General features: G+C 73.6%; 12 protein-coding genes and 1 tRNA gene. 8 read left to right on the top strand and 5 right to left on the bottom strand.

Annotated features, from left to right (window positions below; genetic code table 11):
* The first annotated feature begins 1 nt into the window (after position 1).
* From ACIPPS_RS10065 to ACIPPS_RS10035, 7 genes are all read left to right on the top strand, one after another.
* Entirely contained in the window at positions 2–907 is a 906-nt protein-coding gene (locus ACIPPS_RS10065; protein ID WP_401429088.1) for a sugar phosphate isomerase/epimerase family protein, read from the top strand.
* Positions 901–1,464, top strand: a complete 564-nt coding sequence (locus ACIPPS_RS10060) for an EboA domain-containing protein (RefSeq protein ID WP_401429086.1) — start codon at positions 901–903, stop codon at positions 1,462–1,464. Before ACIPPS_RS10065 ends, ACIPPS_RS10060 begins: the two co-directional genes overlap by 7 nt.
* Positions 1,464–2,315: a TatD family hydrolase gene (locus ACIPPS_RS10055; protein ID WP_401429084.1), complete on the top strand. Its 852-nt coding sequence runs from the start codon at positions 1,464–1,466 to the stop codon at positions 2,313–2,315. The genes ACIPPS_RS10060 and ACIPPS_RS10055 overlap by 1 nt, the downstream gene beginning before the upstream one ends.
* A 13-nt stretch (positions 2,316–2,328) precedes the next feature.
* Entirely contained in the window at positions 2,329–3,498 is a 1,170-nt protein-coding gene (gene eboE / locus ACIPPS_RS10050) for a metabolite traffic protein EboE (protein WP_401429082.1), read from the top strand.
* Entirely contained in the window at positions 3,495–4,892 is a 1,398-nt protein-coding gene (locus tag ACIPPS_RS10045; RefSeq protein WP_401429080.1) for an alkaline phosphatase family protein, read from the top strand. Before eboE ends, ACIPPS_RS10045 begins: the two co-directional genes overlap by 4 nt.
* Before the next feature lie 49 nt (positions 4,893–4,941).
* Entirely contained in the window at positions 4,942–6,036 is a 1,095-nt protein-coding gene (locus tag ACIPPS_RS10040) for a sugar phosphate isomerase/epimerase family protein (RefSeq protein ID WP_401429078.1), read from the top strand.
* Positions 6,037–6,415: 379 nt separating this feature from the next.
* Positions 6,416–7,999: an aldehyde dehydrogenase family protein gene (locus tag ACIPPS_RS10035; protein WP_401429076.1), complete on the top strand. Its 1,584-nt coding sequence runs from the start codon at positions 6,416–6,418 to the stop codon at positions 7,997–7,999.
* Positions 8,000–8,109: 110 nt separating this feature from the next.
* Here the strand turns inward: ACIPPS_RS10035 and ACIPPS_RS10030 are convergent, their stop codons facing one another.
* Positions 8,110–9,378, bottom strand: a complete 1,269-nt coding sequence (locus ACIPPS_RS10030) for a DUF2254 domain-containing protein (protein ID WP_401429572.1) — start codon at positions 9,376–9,378, stop codon at positions 8,110–8,112.
* 256 nt (positions 9,379–9,634) lie between these two features.
* Between ACIPPS_RS10030 and ACIPPS_RS10025 the strand changes: the two genes are divergently transcribed.
* Positions 9,635–9,719 (top strand) — tRNA-Leu (locus ACIPPS_RS10025).
* Positions 9,720–9,798: 79 nt separating this feature from the next.
* Here ACIPPS_RS10025 and ACIPPS_RS10020 read toward each other — a convergent pair.
* From ACIPPS_RS10020 to ACIPPS_RS10005, 4 genes are read right to left on the bottom strand one after another with little or no spacing between them, the layout of a single operon-like run.
* Positions 9,799–12,972, bottom strand: coding sequence for a DEAD/DEAH box helicase (locus ACIPPS_RS10020; RefSeq protein WP_401429074.1), 3,174 nt, complete (start codon positions 12,970–12,972; stop codon positions 9,799–9,801).
* 52 nt (positions 12,973–13,024) lie between these two features.
* Complete coding sequence (locus ACIPPS_RS10015) at positions 13,025–13,741, bottom strand: class I SAM-dependent methyltransferase (protein ID WP_401429072.1); 717 nt, start codon at positions 13,739–13,741, stop codon at positions 13,025–13,027.
* Positions 13,710–14,222 (bottom strand): hypothetical protein, encoded by a 513-nt coding sequence (locus ACIPPS_RS10010; RefSeq protein WP_401429069.1) that lies wholly within the window; start codon positions 14,220–14,222, stop codon positions 13,710–13,712. Before ACIPPS_RS10010 ends, ACIPPS_RS10015 begins: the two co-directional genes overlap by 32 nt.
* Positions 14,216–14,668: an ATP-binding protein gene (locus ACIPPS_RS10005; protein WP_401429570.1), complete on the bottom strand. Its 453-nt coding sequence runs from the start codon at positions 14,666–14,668 to the stop codon at positions 14,216–14,218. Before ACIPPS_RS10005 ends, ACIPPS_RS10010 begins: the two co-directional genes overlap by 7 nt.
* Positions 14,669–14,883 lie beyond the last annotated feature (215 nt).

The following is a 14,883-nucleotide window of genomic DNA, read 5'->3' as shown; positions in this document are numbered from 1 at the left end:
CATGAGCGCCAGCGCCTTTCCGGCCCCGCCGTCCGCCGTCCGCTTCGGTTACGGCACCAACGGCCTCACCGACCTCCGGCTGGACGACGCCCTCGGTGTCCTCGCCGACCTCGGATACGACGGTGTCGGTCTCACCCTCGACCACATGCACCTCGACCCCCTCGCCCCCGACCTCCCGGCCCGCACCGCCCAGGTGGCCCGCCGCCTGGACGCCCTGGGCCTCGGGGTGACCGTCGAGACCGGCGCCCGCTACGTCCTCGACCCCCGCCGCAAGCACGGCCCGTCCCTGCTCGACCCGGACCCCGAGGCCCGCGCCGCCCGCGTCCGGCTCCTGCTCCGCGCCCTCCGGGTCGCCGCCGACCTCGGCGCCCACGCCGTGCACTGCTTCAGCGGCATCACCCCGGAGGGGACGGACGACGAGACCGCCTGGAAGCGCCTCGCGGAATCGCTCGCCCCCGTCCTCGACGTCGCGGCCGCCGCCCGCGTCCCCCTCGCCGTCGAGCCGGAACCAGGCCACCTCCTCGCCACCCTCGACGACTTCCACACCCTCCGTTCCCTCCTCGGCGATCCGGACCCCCGCCACGTCGGCCTCACCCTCGACATCGGCCACTGCCAGTGCCTGGAGGCCGCGTCCCCCGCCGACTGCGTCCGCGCGGCCGCACCCTGGCTGCACCACGTCCAGATCGAGGACATGCGCCGCGGGGTCCACGAGCACCTCCCGTTCGGCGACGGCGAGATCGACTTCCCCCCCGTCCTCGCCGCCCTCGCCGAACTCACCGCCGCCGGCTACCCCGGCCTGACGGTCGTCGAACTGCCCCGCCACTCCCACGCCGGCCCGGAACTCGCCCGCTCCTCCCTCGCGTTCCTGCGCGGCCACTCCACCCCACCGAGGGAGCCGACATGCTGACCCCCACCGCCCGGGCCTGGTTCGACGAGGCCCTCACCTCCGCCACCGCCCGCACCGCCCTCTGGGAGCTGCGCTTCGCCTCCGCCGGCCGGCACTGCGGCCCCGAGCACGCCGACTCCGTCCGAGTCGCCCTGCTCCGGGCGGCCCGCGCCGACACGGACGTCCTCAGCCGGCTCTACCACCACGGCTCCGCCCCCGAGCGCCGCGCCGTGCTCCTCGCCCTCCCCACCCTCGTCACGGGCCCCGAAGCCCTGCCCCTCGTCGAGGACGCCCTGCGCACCCACGACACCGACCTGCTGACCGCCGCCCTCGGCCCCTACGCCGCCTCCCACCTGGCCCCCCACGCCTGGCGCCACGCCGTCCTCAAGTGCCTCTTCACCGGCGTCCCCCTGGACACCGTCGCCGGCCTCCACGACCGCGCCCGCGGCGACACCGAACTCGCCCGGATGCTCAGCGACTACGCCGCCGAACGCACCGCCGCCGACCGCCCCGTCCCCGCCGACCTCCACCGCGCCCTCGCCCTCACCACCCCCACGGCCCCCACCGAGGAGTCCTGATGCGCATCTTCGACCCCCACATCCACATGTCCTCGCGCACCACGGACGACTACCGCGCCATGTACGACGCCGGAGTCCGCGCCCTGGTCGAGCCCGCGTTCTGGCTCGGTCAGCCCCGCACCTCACCCGCCTCCTTCGTCGACTACTTCGACTCCCTCCTCGGCTGGGAACCCTTCCGGGCCGCCCAGTACGGCATCGCCCACCACTGCACCCTCGCCCTCAACCCCAAGGAGGCCAACGACCCCCGCTGCACCCCCGTCCTCGACCTCCTGCCCCGCTATCTGGTCAAGGACAACGTCGTCGCCGTCGGGGAGATCGGCTACGACTCCATGACCCCCGCCGAGGACACCGCCCTCGCCGCCCAACTCCAGCTCGCCGCCGACCACGGCCTGCCCGCCCTCGTCCACACCCCGCACCGCGACAAGCTCGCCGGCCTGCGCAGGACGATCGACGTGGTCCGGGAGTCCGCCCTCGCCCCCGAACGGGTCCTGCTCGACCACCTCAACGAGACCACCGTCAAGGAAGCCGTCGACAGCGGCGCCTGGCTGGGCTTCTCCGTCTATCCCGACACCAAGATGGACGAGGACCGCATGGTCGCCGTGCTCAAGGACCACGGTCTCGACCGCGTCCTGGTGAACTCGGCCGCCGACTGGGGCAACAGTGATCCGCTGAAGACCCGCAAGGTCGGCGACGCCATGCTCGCCGCCGGCTTCTCCGCCGACGACGTCGACCGGGTGCTGTGGCGCAACCCCGTCGCCTTCTACGGCCTCAGCGGCCGCCTCCGGCTCGATCCCCCTTCGTCCGACGCCCCCACCCACCAGGGCAACTCCGTCCTGCGCGGCGGGGAATGAGGCGGGCCGCCCGATGCGCTTCCGCCACCCCGACGGCTCCACCGTCCACCTCGCCTACTGCACCAACGTCCACCCGGCCGAGACCCTCGACGGCGTCCTCGCCCAACTCCGCGACCACTGCGAACCGGTCCGCCGACGCCTCGGCCGGGACCGCCTCGGCATCGGCCTCTGGCTCGCGCGGGACGCCGCCCAGGCGCTGATCAACGACCCGGCCGCGCTGCGCGCGCTGCGCGCCGAGATCGACCGGCGCGGCCTGGAGGTCGTCACCCTCAACGGCTTCCCTTACGAGGGGTTCGGCGCCGCGGAGGTCAAGTACCGCGTCTACCAACCCGACTGGACCCGCCCCGAACGCCTCGCCCACACCTCCGACCTGGCCCGGCTCCTCGCCGCGCTGCTCCCCGACGACGTCGCCGAGGGCTCCGTCTCCACCCTGCCGCTCGCCTGGCGCACCTCCTTCGACTCCCGCGCCCAGGACACCGCCCTCGCCGCCCTCGCGACCCTCGCCGAGCGTCTCGACGCGCTGGAGGAGCTCACCGGGAAGAGCATCCGGATCGGACTCGAACCGGAACCCGGCTGCACCGTCGAGACCACCGCCGACGCCATCGCCCCACTCACCACCCTGTCGACACCCCGCGTCGGCGTCTGCCTCGACACCTGTCATCTCGCCACCTCCTTCGAAGATCCGCCCACCGCCCTGGAAGCCCTCGGCTCCGCCGGCGTCCCCGTCGTCAAGGCCCAGCTCTCCGCGGCCCTGCACGCCGAGCACCCCCACCTCCCGGAGGTCCGTGCCGCGCTCGCCGCCTTCGCCGAACCCCGCTTCCTCCACCAGACCCGCACCCGCACCGCCGCCGGCCTGCGCGGCACCGACGACCTGCCCGAAGCCGTCGCCGGCGGGGCGCTCCCCGACGGCGCCCCCTGGCGCGCCCACTTCCACGTGCCCCTGCACGCCCCGCCCGAGCCACCGCTCACCTCCACCCTCCCGGTCCTCCGCTCCACGCTCGCCCTCCTCCTCGGCGGCCCGCGCCCGCTCACGCACCACCTGGAGGTCGAGACCTACACCTGGCAGGCGCTCCCGGCCGAGCTGCGCCCCCGCAACCGCGCCCGCCTCGCCGACGGCATCGCCGCCGAACTCACCCTGGCCCGCGACCTGCTGACCGATCTCGGCCTCAAGGAGCTCCCATGACCGGCCCCCGGAGCGACACCCGGCCCACCCCCCTCCTCGTCCTCGACGTCGTCGGTCTCACCCCGCGCCTCCTGGAGCACATGCCCCGGCTGCGCGCCCTCGGCGAGGCGGGCTCCCAGGCCCCGCTCTCCACCGTCCTGCCGGCCGTCACCTGCACCGCCCAGACCACCTTCCTCACCGGCACCCTCCCCTCCGAGCACGGCATCGTCGCCAACGGCTGGTACTTCCGTGAGCTCGGCGACGTCCTCCTCTGGCGCCAGCACAACGGACTGGTCTCCGGCGACCGGCTCTGGGACGCCGCCCGCCGCGCTCACCCCGGCTACACCGTCGCCAACATCTGCTGGTGGTACGCCATGGGCGCCGACACCGACATCACCGTCACCCCCCGCCCCGTCTACTACGCGGACGGCCGCAAGGAACCCGACTGCTACACCCGGCCCCCGGCCCTCCACGACGAACTCACCGAGAAACTCGGCACCTTCCCCCTCTTCCACTTTTGGGGGCCCGGCGCCGACCTGGTCTCCAGCCGGTGGATCATCGACGCCACCCGCCACATCCTGCGCACCCACCACCCCGACCTCGCCCTCAGCTACGTCCCGCACCTGGACTACGACCTCCAGCGGTACGGCCCCGACGACCCCCGCGCCTTCCGCGCGGCGGCCGAGCTGGACACCGCGCTCGCCCCCCTCCTCGACGACGCACGAGCCGAGGGCCGCACGGTCGTCGTCCTCTCCGAGTACGGCATCACCCGGGTGAACCGGCCCGTCGACATCAACCGCGCCCTGCGCCACGCCGGCCTCCTGGAGGTCCACACCCAGGACGGCATGGAGTACCTGGACCCGATGACCTCACGTGCCTTCGCGGTCGCCGACCACCAGCTCGCCCACGTCTACGTCCGCCGCCCCGAGGACCTCGACACCGTCCGCGAGACCCTCGCCGGGCTCCCCGGTGTCGAACGGCTCCTGGACGACGAGGGCAAGAAGGAGCACGGCCTCGACCACCCCCGCTCGGGCGAGCTCGTCGCCCTCGCCGAGCCCGACGCGTGGTTCACGTACTACTACTGGCTCGACGACGCGCACGCGCCCGACTTCGCCCAGCTCGTCGAGATCCACCGGAAACCCGGCTACGACCCCGCCGAACTCTTCATGGACCCGCTCGACCCCTACGTACGGGTCAAGGCGGCGAAGGCGATCGCCCGCAAGAAGCTCGGGATGCGCTACCGGCTCGCGGTCGTACCCCTCGACCCGTCACCTATTCGCGGCAGCCATGGCCGCCTCCCCACGAGCGAGGACGAAAGTCCGCTCATTCTGTGCTCCACCCCCCGCGCTGTGAGCGGCCGCGTCGCGGCCACCGATGTGAAGTCGCTCCTGCTCCGGCTGGCCGGTCTTTCTTGACCGGATTCCAGTGAAGCAGACCCCACCGACAACGAGGAGTTATCCACAGATGACCCGCGCCCGCCGTATCTCGCCCACCCCCACGGACCCCGAACTGACCCAGAAGCTCAGCAGGCGGAACATGCTCGGCGTCGCCGCCGGCGCCACCGCCGCCGCCCTGCTCGGCGCGGCCGCCCCGCAGGCCGCCGCCGCCCAGTCGACCGACGGGACCCCCGGCCACGGCCCGGGCTCCGGCCAGGGTCACGACCACGGCAGGGGCCGCCCCGTCCTGCCGCCCGGCCGCCTCGGCATCCAGCTCTACTCACTCCGCGACAAGGTCGCCACCCTCGGCTTCGCCGCCGTCTTCGCCGAGCTGAGCAGGTACGGCTACGACGAGGTCGAGTACGCCGGCTACGGCCAGGGCTCCGCCGGCCCGATCACCCTCGCCGAACTCAAGAAGCTCACCCGCGAGAACGGGCTGCGCGCCATCGGCAGTCACGTCGGCTACTACAACGACGGCGACCCGAACGCGTACACCTTCGCGCAGAACCTCGACAAGGTCCTCGACGACGCCCAGGCTCTCGGCCTCCCGCACATCGGCACCGCCTCGGGACCCTGGCGCTACGGCGCCACCGTCGACGGCTGGAAGCGCTGCGCCGAGGAGTTCAACCAGTACGGAGCCGCGGCGAAGAAGCGCGGCATGAAGTTCTACCAGCACAACCACGCGGAGGAGTTCTCCTTCGCCACCGACCGGCCGGACGTCCGCCTCTACGACGTCCTGCTCGCCGAGACCGACCCCGATCTCGTCCACCTCGAAATGGACGTCTACTGGGCGTACGTGGCGCAGTTCCGCTTCTCCCGCCGCGCCGACGGCGTCCCCGCCCCCTTCGACCCGCTGCGCTACGTCCTCGACCAGCCGCACCGCTACCCCCTCTTCCACGTCAAGGACGGCGAACGCGACGAATCCGTCCGCGACGGCTACCGCATGGCGGACGTCGGGGACGGCGACATCGACTACCGGCGCTTCATCTCGGCGGTGAACCGCACCCACCACGGATACCGCTCCCACCACTGGCAGACCGAACACGACAACCCGGTCGAGTCCTTCGCGTTCGCCCGCAAGTCCAGCGCGCACCTGCACTCCCTGCGCGAGAAGCACCGCTGAGCCGACCGCCCGTCCCGTTCGCGCACCCCGGCCGACCGACCGCCCGTCCCGTTCGCGCACCCCGGCCGACCGGCCGCGGGCCCGCCGCCACCCGGCGGGCCCGCGCCCCCGGCCGGTGCCGGCAATCACCCCGGCGTCTTGAGGCCACACCGCGCCCCGCCGCTCTCGCCGCTCCCGCCGCGGCCCCCGCCATGGCCCCGCCGCCCTCGCCGTCGCCCCCGCCGCTCTCACCATGGCCTCCGCCGCCCCCGCCGCCCCCGCCGCCGCCGCCCCAGCCGCCCCCGCCGTCGCCCGGTGGCGGCCGCCGCGCCCCTCGCCCAGAATTGGCGCGGCCATCGCACCCCCGCCCCGACCGTGCAGCGAGAGCGGAGAACACCTCATGGCTCCCACCCCGGCATCGACGCCGGCGACCCCCGCCCCGCCCCCTCCCGCCCTCGTCCTCAAGCCCGGCACCGCCTGGTCCGACGCCTGGCAGCGCTGTCTGACCGTCGCCCCCGAGGCGTTCCGCGACGACACCGTCCTCAACCTCTGGGCCGGCGCCTGGCAGCCCGACGGGCGGCCGCTGCCCGCCACCAGCCCCGTGGACGGCAGCCCCATCGCCGGCCCGCCGCGCCTCGACGCGGCCACCGCCCACCAGGCCGTACGCGCCTCGCTGGACCAGCACCGGGCCTGGCGCCACCTCCCGCTGCCCGAGCGGCGCGCCCGCGTCTCCACCACCCTCGACGCGCTCACCGCCCACCGCGAGCTGCTCGCCCTTCTCCTCGTCTGGGAGATCGGCAAGCCCTGGCGGCTCGCGCAGGCCGACGTCGACCGCGCGATCGACGGCGTCCGGTGGTACGTCGACGGCATCGACACCATGGTGTCCGGCCGTACCCCGCTGCCCGGCCCCGTCTCCAACATCGCGAGCTGGAACTACCCGATGTCCGTCCTCGTCCACGCCCTGCTCGTGCAGGCGCTGGCCGGGAACGCCGTCATCGCCAAGACCCCGACCGACGGCGGCCTCGGCTGCCTCACCCTCGCCGCCGCGCTCGCCGCCCGCGAGGGCATCCCGATCACCCTGGTCAGCGGTGGCGGAGGGGAGCTCTCCGAGGCCCTGGTGCGCGCCCCCGAGATCGGCTGTGTCTCGTTCGTCGGCGGTCGCGACACCGGGGCCCGTATCGCCACCGAGGTCGCCGATCTCGGCAAACGCCACATCCTCGAACAGGAGGGCCTCAACACCTGGGGTGTCTGGAAGCACAGCGACTGGCCGGCCCTCACCGCCGTGATCCCCAAGCTCTTCGACTACGGCAAGCAGCGCTGCACCGCCTATCCCCGCTTCGTCGTCGAACGCGGCCTGTTCGCCGACTTCCTCGCCGCCTACCTGCCGCCCGTCCGTGCCCTCCGCTTCGGGCACCCGCTCGCCGTCGAGCACCCGGACGACCCGCTGCCCGAGCTCGACTTCGGCCCGCTCATCAACGCCACCAAGGCCAAGGAGCTCGACGACCAGGTCGCCCAGGCCATCGACCGGGGCGCGATCCCGCTCCACCGGGGCACCCTCGCGGACGGCCGCTTCCTGCCGGGCCAGGACACCTCGGCGTACGTCCCGCCCGTCACGCTCCTGAACCCGCCCCCGTCCTCGCCTCTCTACCACGCCGAACCCTTCGGCCCGGTCGACACGATCATCCTGGTCGACACCGAGGCCGAGCTCCTCGCCGCCATGAACGCCTCCAACGGCGCCCTCGTCGCGACGCTCGCCACCGACGACCCGGAGACGTACCAGCGGCTCGCCCCGCAGATCCGGGCCTTCAAGACCGGCCACGGCAAGCCCCGCTCGCGCGGCGACCGGGACGAGCTGTTCGGCGGTTTCGGGGCGTCCTGGCGCGGCGCGTTCGTCGGCGGCGACCTGCTGGTCAAGGCGGTCACCGACGGCCCGGAGGAGGAACGGCTCCCGGGCAACTTCCCGGACTACCACCTGATGCCGTAGGGCCCCGCGCCCCTGAGCCCGTAGCGCCTGCCCCGCACCCCTGAGCCCGTAGCGCCCGCCCCGTACCGAGCCGCGCCCCTCCCCGTGTCCCGGGGCGCGGCGGACACCCGTCATCCGATCCCCTGGCGGTCCCCCTCCAGCGCGAACGTGCGGTCGGCCGCCTCCAGCGCCGTGCGTTCGACCAGCTGCGTCAGCAGCGTGCGGTGCCGGATCAGGGGCTCCCGGCGCTCCTGCGGCACCAGGGACAACAGGTCCTCGAGCCCCGCCAGCATCCGTCGCGACACCTGGGGGTTGCCCGGCGCGCACCCCCGGAGCTCGGTGAACCCCAGGTCCACCAGGTCCGTCCACCCCGGTACGTCCTGCACCAGCCGGACCGCGCCCTTGCCGTCGCGGTGGTGGACGGCGCCCAGCGGGCGGTCCGCCACCGCGGCCAGGAACTGCGTGATCCGGTCCAGGGCCTGGACAGCCGTCGTCGGGTCGTTGACGGCGGGGGAGAGGGCCCGCAGGCCGATGTCCGCCAGCTGCCGCAGTCCGAAACCGAGGTCCTGGTGGAAGGTCCGCTCCACCCCCACCGACACGCCCGCCCCGATCCTGCGCGGCACCCGGCCCCCGTGCACGGCGAGGATCGGGGTTCCCGGCACCACGAAGTCCCCGATCCGGGGCAGCAGCCGCAGGACCACGCCATGGCGCCGGGCGAGCCGCACGAGCAGCGCCACGTTCACGTCCCGCAGCACCCCGGCGCGCCCCCGGTGCAGTACGTGTTCGGTCACCGGCCCCGGATCGCCGGGTTCCCCCGCGTAGCGAGGCTGCTTCGCCAGGACGCGGAACGCCTCCCAGGTGATCCGGTCCACCACGTGCCCCACCCGCATCAGCCGCAGCGTGGAGTTCACGTACGCCACGAAGAGCAGCAGGCTCAGCCCCACCATGATCAACGTCAGCAGCGACTGCACCAGAGGCACGGTCGACACGAACCGGGGATCGGTCTCGCTGTCGTACGAGGTGAGGACGAGGAGCGAGAGCAGGAAGGTGGCCAGGAAGACGGAGAACGTCGCCTTCGTGATCCGGCTCCGGATGAAGATCCGCACCACCCGCGGACTGAACTGCCCGCTGGCCATCTGCACGGCGACCAGCGAGATGGAGAAGACGACGCCGATGAAGGTCATCATCGCCGCGCTGATGGTCGTGACGATCGTCTTGGCGTCCTCGACGATCCCGATCAGCTCGCTGACCGCGTCGAAGTCCTGACCGTCCTGGAGGAACTGGACGATGGCCGCGTCCACGTACGAGGAGACCAGCCACAGCGCGACGACGGCCACCAGGGACGCGATGGGGGCGAACCAGAAGGTGTCCCGCAGATGCTCCCGCAGCGGTGACAGCATCCTGGGCCTGCGGTACGTCGACCCGCGGCGCTCGAAGAGGTAGCTCACCCAGCGCAGGCTAGGCGCCCCCGCCGTCCACGCCACGTACGCGCACGACGACACTCTGTGCACCGGCCCGCACCGCCCGGCGGTGATCAAGGACTCCACGGCCACCGCACCGCACTGACCACGGGAAACGTGGGTGAAACCCACCTCGAACCCCTGGTAGAGTTGTCCATGTCGCCGCGGGGAACACCCCCGGACGACACCACACCTGGTCCGGGTGGCGGAATGGCAGACGCGCTAGCTTGAGGTGCTAGTGCCCTTTATCGGGCGTGGGGGTTCAAGTCCCCCCTCGGACACATCGCAGAAGTGCTGGTTGAGCTCTCTCAACCAGCACTTTTCGTTTGTCCGGGAGCGACCGGGCCCCCGTCGGCGGGCTCAGGCCTGGATCTCGTTGTACGCGGCCAGCCAACCCGAGGCGAGCCGGTCCCCGCGCGTGAAGACCACCGCGCCGCAGCCCTCCGCCTCCGGGTCCGGTGTCGTGTGCGTCGCCCGCTCGGCGAGCAGCGCGCGGTACGCGTCGGGCGGAAGCGCGCAGTCGCGGGGCGGCGTGGTGCCCGGCCAGTCCGGCGAGGTGATGTCACGGTCGCGGGCCGCGCGCCACAGACGGGGAACCAGGTGCGGGGCGAGCGGAGGCGTGGCCATGCGTTCGCACATCCACAGCAGACGCCCCGCGCCACGACCCGGCCCGAGGGTGCGCCAGCGGACGCGCAGGGCGAGGTCGGACGCGACGACCCCGACCCAGGGGTGGACCGTCCCGAGCGGGCCCTGCGCGCCGAGCCAGGCGAGATGGCGGCGGGCCTCCTCCAGGACGGTCGTCATGCTCTCGACCGGGATGCCGAGGACGTAGGGCGAGCGGCCGCGGAAGAGGTGCGGGCTGTGCGCGACCAGCAGGAGCACCGCGCGGGCGAGATCGCCGGAGACGGGCTTCGCCTTCTCGTCGGCCGGCTCCTCCCGTACGTCCGACTCGGCGCGGCCGCCCCTCCGCAGCACCTGGAGGAGCGCGCGGCGCGCGCGGTCGGTGAAGGGGGCCTGTTCGAGCACGGGCAGGTGGGTGCTGAGCAACGCCACCAGCAGGTCCTCGGCGTCGTCCGGTGAGTCCGGTACGGATGCTCGGCCGAGCGCCTCGGCCAGAGCCCGGGACGGGTCCGTGTCGACCATGAAACGGCTGGTCAGCTTCCCCAGCGCGGTCGGCTCCCAGCGCCCGTCGCCCCTGTCCTTCAGGTGGCCCGAGGCGAGCAGGACGCCGGCCGCCTCGTGCACCGGGTCGACCGAGTCGTGTCCCTGGTGCATGGCGAAGGAGCGGCCCCACCACTCCTCGGCGTCGGTCAGCGAGGCGAGCCGACCCTGCACCGCCTCCGCCAGGAGGTGGTCGGGCAGCCGGTCGTCCAGCCGGGAGCGCACCGTGTACCCCGCCGCCAGCCGGGCCTGCCACTCGGACCGGTCCGTCTCGTCGGCCAGGAGGAACGCCCAGCCCTCCCGCTCGCCCGCGCCCACCCGGCCCGCCCGTCCGAACATCTGCTGGACCATCGAGACCTCGATCCGGTCGAGACCGATGGTGGTGTCGCTGACGATCACGGCCCGGGCGGGCAGGTTCACCCCGGCCGCGACGGTCGAGGTGGCCACGAGGACGTCGGCCTCACGGCTCCGGAACGCCTGCTCCGCCTCGCGCTTGAACGGCCAGTCGCGGTAGTGCAGCCGTACGCCCGCCTTCGTACAGAGCCGCTCGACGGCCTCCGCGTCGTCGGCGTCCACCCCGGCGGTCGGGACGCCCCGGTCCGCCGCGAGGGCGAGCGCCGTCGACCGCACCCGTCGCTTGCTGCCGCAGAAGACGAGCACGCTGCCCCCGCCCTCGCGCACCGAACGGGCCAGCTTCACCGCCGCCTCGGTGCGCACCGCCGCACGGGCGTTCCACTCCGGGGCGTCCGCGGTGGGCAGCACCGGGAGCTGCCAGGTGAGCCGGGTGGGGCGCCAGGGGGAGTGGACGAGCCGGGCGCCGAGCCACTCGGCGACCTCGTCGGCGTTGGCCGCGGTGGCCGAGAGCCCGACGATCCGGACGCCCGAGGTGTCCTCCCGTACGCGGGTGAGCAGGGCTTCGAGCACCGCGCCGCGGCTCGGGTCGCCCAGCAGGTGGATCTCGTCGACGATCAGGCAGCCGACCTCGGCCAGGGCGTCCCGCAGCGAGCCGGCCCGGCAGATGGACTCGAACTTCTCGGTGGTGGCCACCCATATGTCGGCCGTCCGGATCAGCTCGGCGTCGACGGCGAACTCGCCGGTGAGCCGCGCGACCTGGAGGCCGTGGTCGCGCCACGCCACCAGTTCGCGGTCGAGTTCGTCCGTCAGCGAGCGCTGGGGCACAAGCCACGCCGCCTTCCGCCCGGCGGCGTGCGCCTTGAGGGCGGCGACCATGCCGATGGGCGTCTTTCCCGCGCCGGTCGGGGCCACGACGAGCAGATGGGTGTCGTCGCGCAGGACCTCGGGGACGGCGGCCGACTGGGCCGGATTGAAGGTGGGATGCGGCAGCAGCGCGGCCCAGCCCTCGGGGACGAGCTCCGTGACGGGCAGGTACGCGGCGTCGTGCGCGCCCTCCGGGGGTTTCTCCAGCGCGTCCCACTGGGCCGCGAACGCGTCGCGTGCGGCTTGGGCGCCGGGCCCGGCGACCGGCGCCGCGGCCACCCCCGTGGTACGCGTGGGGCGCGCGACCAGGTCGGTGCGGCCGCCCACGTCACCCACCGTCCCCACTTGTTCGGCCTCCACCCAGTGGGCGGCCGAGCGGAAGGGGACCTCCAGCTCGGTGAGACGGGCGCGCAGCGGGGCGAAGGCGGGGCCCTCAGGGAGGATCACCCGGACGTCGTCGGCGGCGGCGACCGCGTCGACCGGGGGCCGCCAGGCCGGGTCCGACACCTTGCACCACAGCAGGGCGCGCGTCTCCGGTTCGCCGGGGACCGGGAGATCCTCGGGCCACGCGGGGCGGGGTGAGCGAGGTGCGGGGAACGCGGCCGGGGGGAACGCGGGTGAAGGGAACCCGGGTGAAGGGAACGCGGGTGCGCGGACGCCGGGCGCGAGGCCCGACGGCGAGTCACCCGCGAGGTCGGGCCCGGGGAGGGCTTGTCCGGAAAGGGCCTGCCCCGGGAGTGCCCGCCCGGGAAGGGCGGGTCCGGTGACGGCGGTGCGCTCGGCACGAGGAGCCGCGGGCCGGGCCACCCGGGAGGTGCGGCGCGCCGGGGTGATCAGCTGGTCGTACGTCTTCAGGCTCAGGTCGGCGAGGGTGTAGGCGGCCGGACAGCGGGGGCAGACGAGGGCCACGTAGCGGTAGACGCGGCCCGCCGACTCGTACGGGCGGCGCAGCGCGTGCAGCGGGGCCGCGCAGGTGGGGCAGGTGGCCGGCACTCGCTCCTCGTAGCTCCAGCCCGGCTCGGCGAAGCGCGGCAGGACCGGTCCGGTGAGCGCCGTCCCCCACCGCTCCCGCACGAGCTCCGGGACGGTCGCCCCCACGATGCCGTGCACGTCCCCGTCCCTGGCCTCGGCCGACCCGTCCCCGTCCCCGTTCATATGTCGACTCTGGCACCGGGTGATCCACTCCCGCCAGCCGTTTCGCGCCAGGTCACACCGGCTGTTTCCGCGCCAGCACCAGTCGGCAGGCCGGGCTCCCGTCCTCCCGCCGGCCCAGGGGGTCGATCGGCCGGGTCTCCACCGTGAAGCCGGCCCGGGCCAGACGCGCGCGGACGTCCGCGAGACGGAAGGTCCGGTAGTACATGACGAAGGGTGGCCGCCAGAGCGCGTTGCGTACCCGCATCGCCGCGTCGAAGCCGAGCAGCGTCCAGTACGCGAGCGAGCCGACCGGTGGCGGGCCCGGGAGGGGAAACGCGAGGAGGCCGCCCGGGCGCAGCGAGCCGTGGACCTGGCGGAAGAGGGTGAGCTGGTCCGGGGGGAGGAAGTGGCCGAAGGCGCCGAAGCTGACCGCGAGGTCGAAGGCCGGGGCGAAGGGGAGCGCCAGCGCGTCCGCGCGGACCAGGGTGGCCGCGGGCTGGGCCCGGCGGGCCTCCGCCAGCATGCCCGTGCTGAAGTCGACGCCCGCGACCCGGCCCGCGCACACCGCGCGCAGGACGGGGAGACCGGCTCCGGTGCCGCAGCAGAGGTCGAGGCCCGCGTCGAACGGGCCGAGCCGGCGCAGGGCGTCCGTGACCGCCGAGAGCACGCGGTCCGACGTACGGAACGGTGTCGCGTCGAACTTCCGCGCCAGCAGGTCGTACCCGTGCTCCACCGAGGAGAGCGCCTGGACGGTCAGCTCACGGGCGCTCGGGCCCTGAGGGGTGAACATGCTCCGACAGTACGCCGTCGCTCTGCGTGGGGATCAAGCTCCAGGAGGGCGCGGTGCCGGTCAGTTGGCAGCACAGCAGATAGAGGGGGATCGGCGGGGTGTACGGCGACGTGCCGTCGGGGTGGTGGATCAACCGGGGGCGGCGGTCCGGGATCTCCGCGCCGGGGGCGTAGCAGGACGGCAGCGGCCAGATCAGGTCCAGGTCGGAGCCGGTCGGGACCAGCCACCACCACCAGTCCGTGTCCGCGTAGACACAGCCCTTGGACGGCAGCCGGGAGAGGATGCGGAAGCCGTAGCGCGCGGGAACGCCGACCGCGTCGCAGCCCAGCGTGGTGTGGAACCCCGGTGGGACGATCAGCCGGGTCGAGCCGCCGGTGCCCGGGGTGGTCGCCCCGCCCGTGCCGGCGCCCGCGTCCCCGCCCGTTCCGTCCGGGGTCCTGCGGGACCTCGGGGTCAGCAGGGTCGCCATCGACCTCAGCACGTGTGCCCCATGCCGTGGGCCAGTTCGGCCCAGACGACCCGCGCGGTGCCGTGTCCCGTACGGTCCGATCCCCACGCGCTGGACAGCGCGTCCACGAGCAGCAGCCCGCGCCCGCGTTCGTCCTCGCCGCAGTCCCGGATCCGTGGGTCCGCCGCGCCGCCCTCGTCCCGTACCGCTATGCGCAACTGGTCTTCCCCCTCGCGCAGTTCGCAGACGACATGGCCGCTCGCGGTGTGCACGACGGCGTTGGTGACCAGCTCGGAGACGATCAGCGTGACCGTCTCACGTATGTCGGGGGCGCAGCCCCAGAGGATGAGCCGCTCCTCCGCGAGTCTGCGGGCCCGGGAGACCGAGGCGGTGCGGGCGGGCAGCTCGAAGGTGAACCGGCGGACGTCGTGAGGCAGTGCGGGGGTGCGTGGGCGCTGGTGCGTGACGCGGGGGCTCATGAGACCTGAGGGGAGCGCGTTACCAGAAGCCACGACCGGTTCCTCACAACAGTGGGTAAGCAGTGCCGTACGTCGCCCCCGAGGCAGCGCACGGCAGCAGCGCGTACTGGTTCACCGGAATACTTTGCTCCTGACGCGGACACTTGGCAAGTGGCACTCTGAAAATTGCAGAGTGCTGTGTTCTCTCTGGCGGTGTTCGTGGCACACTCAAGCGA

This window comes from Streptomyces sp. NPDC090127, from assembly GCF_044746945.1.
In the GTDB taxonomy this organism is placed as follows: Bacteria; Actinomycetota; Actinomycetes; order Streptomycetales; family Streptomycetaceae; genus Streptomyces.
This window is presented reverse-complemented; position numbering and strand designations above follow the sequence as displayed.

What these genes read in the sequence shown, in the direction of transcription:
- ACIPPS_RS10065 (WP_401429088.1), top strand. Translation starts at nt 2, where the DNA reads ATGAGCGCCAGCGCCTTTCCGGCCCCGCCGTCCGCCGTCCGCTTCGGT.
- ACIPPS_RS10060 (WP_401429086.1), top strand. Translation starts at nt 901, where the DNA reads ATGCTGACCCCCACCGCCCGGGCCTGGTTCGACGAGGCCCTCACCTCC.
- ACIPPS_RS10055 (WP_401429084.1), top strand. Translation starts at nt 1,464, where the DNA reads ATGCGCATCTTCGACCCCCACATCCACATGTCCTCGCGCACCACGGAC.
- eboE (WP_401429082.1), top strand. Translation starts at nt 2,329, where the DNA reads ATGCGCTTCCGCCACCCCGACGGCTCCACCGTCCACCTCGCCTACTGC.
- ACIPPS_RS10045 (WP_401429080.1), top strand. Translation starts at nt 3,495, where the DNA reads ATGACCGGCCCCCGGAGCGACACCCGGCCCACCCCCCTCCTCGTCCTC.
- ACIPPS_RS10040 (WP_401429078.1), top strand. Translation starts at nt 4,942, where the DNA reads ATGACCCGCGCCCGCCGTATCTCGCCCACCCCCACGGACCCCGAACTG.
- ACIPPS_RS10035 (WP_401429076.1), top strand. Translation starts at nt 6,416, where the DNA reads ATGGCTCCCACCCCGGCATCGACGCCGGCGACCCCCGCCCCGCCCCCT.
- ACIPPS_RS10030 (WP_401429572.1), bottom strand. Translation starts at nt 9,378, where the DNA reads ATGCTGTCACCGCTGCGGGAGCATCTGCGGGACACCTTCTGGTTCGCC.
- ACIPPS_RS10020 (WP_401429074.1), bottom strand. Translation starts at nt 12,972, where the DNA reads ATGAACGGGGACGGGGACGGGTCGGCCGAGGCCAGGGACGGGGACGTG.
- ACIPPS_RS10015 (WP_401429072.1), bottom strand. Translation starts at nt 13,741, where the DNA reads ATGTTCACCCCTCAGGGCCCGAGCGCCCGTGAGCTGACCGTCCAGGCG.
- ACIPPS_RS10005 (WP_401429570.1), bottom strand. Translation starts at nt 14,668, where the DNA reads ATGAGCCCCCGCGTCACGCACCAGCGCCCACGCACCCCCGCACTGCCT.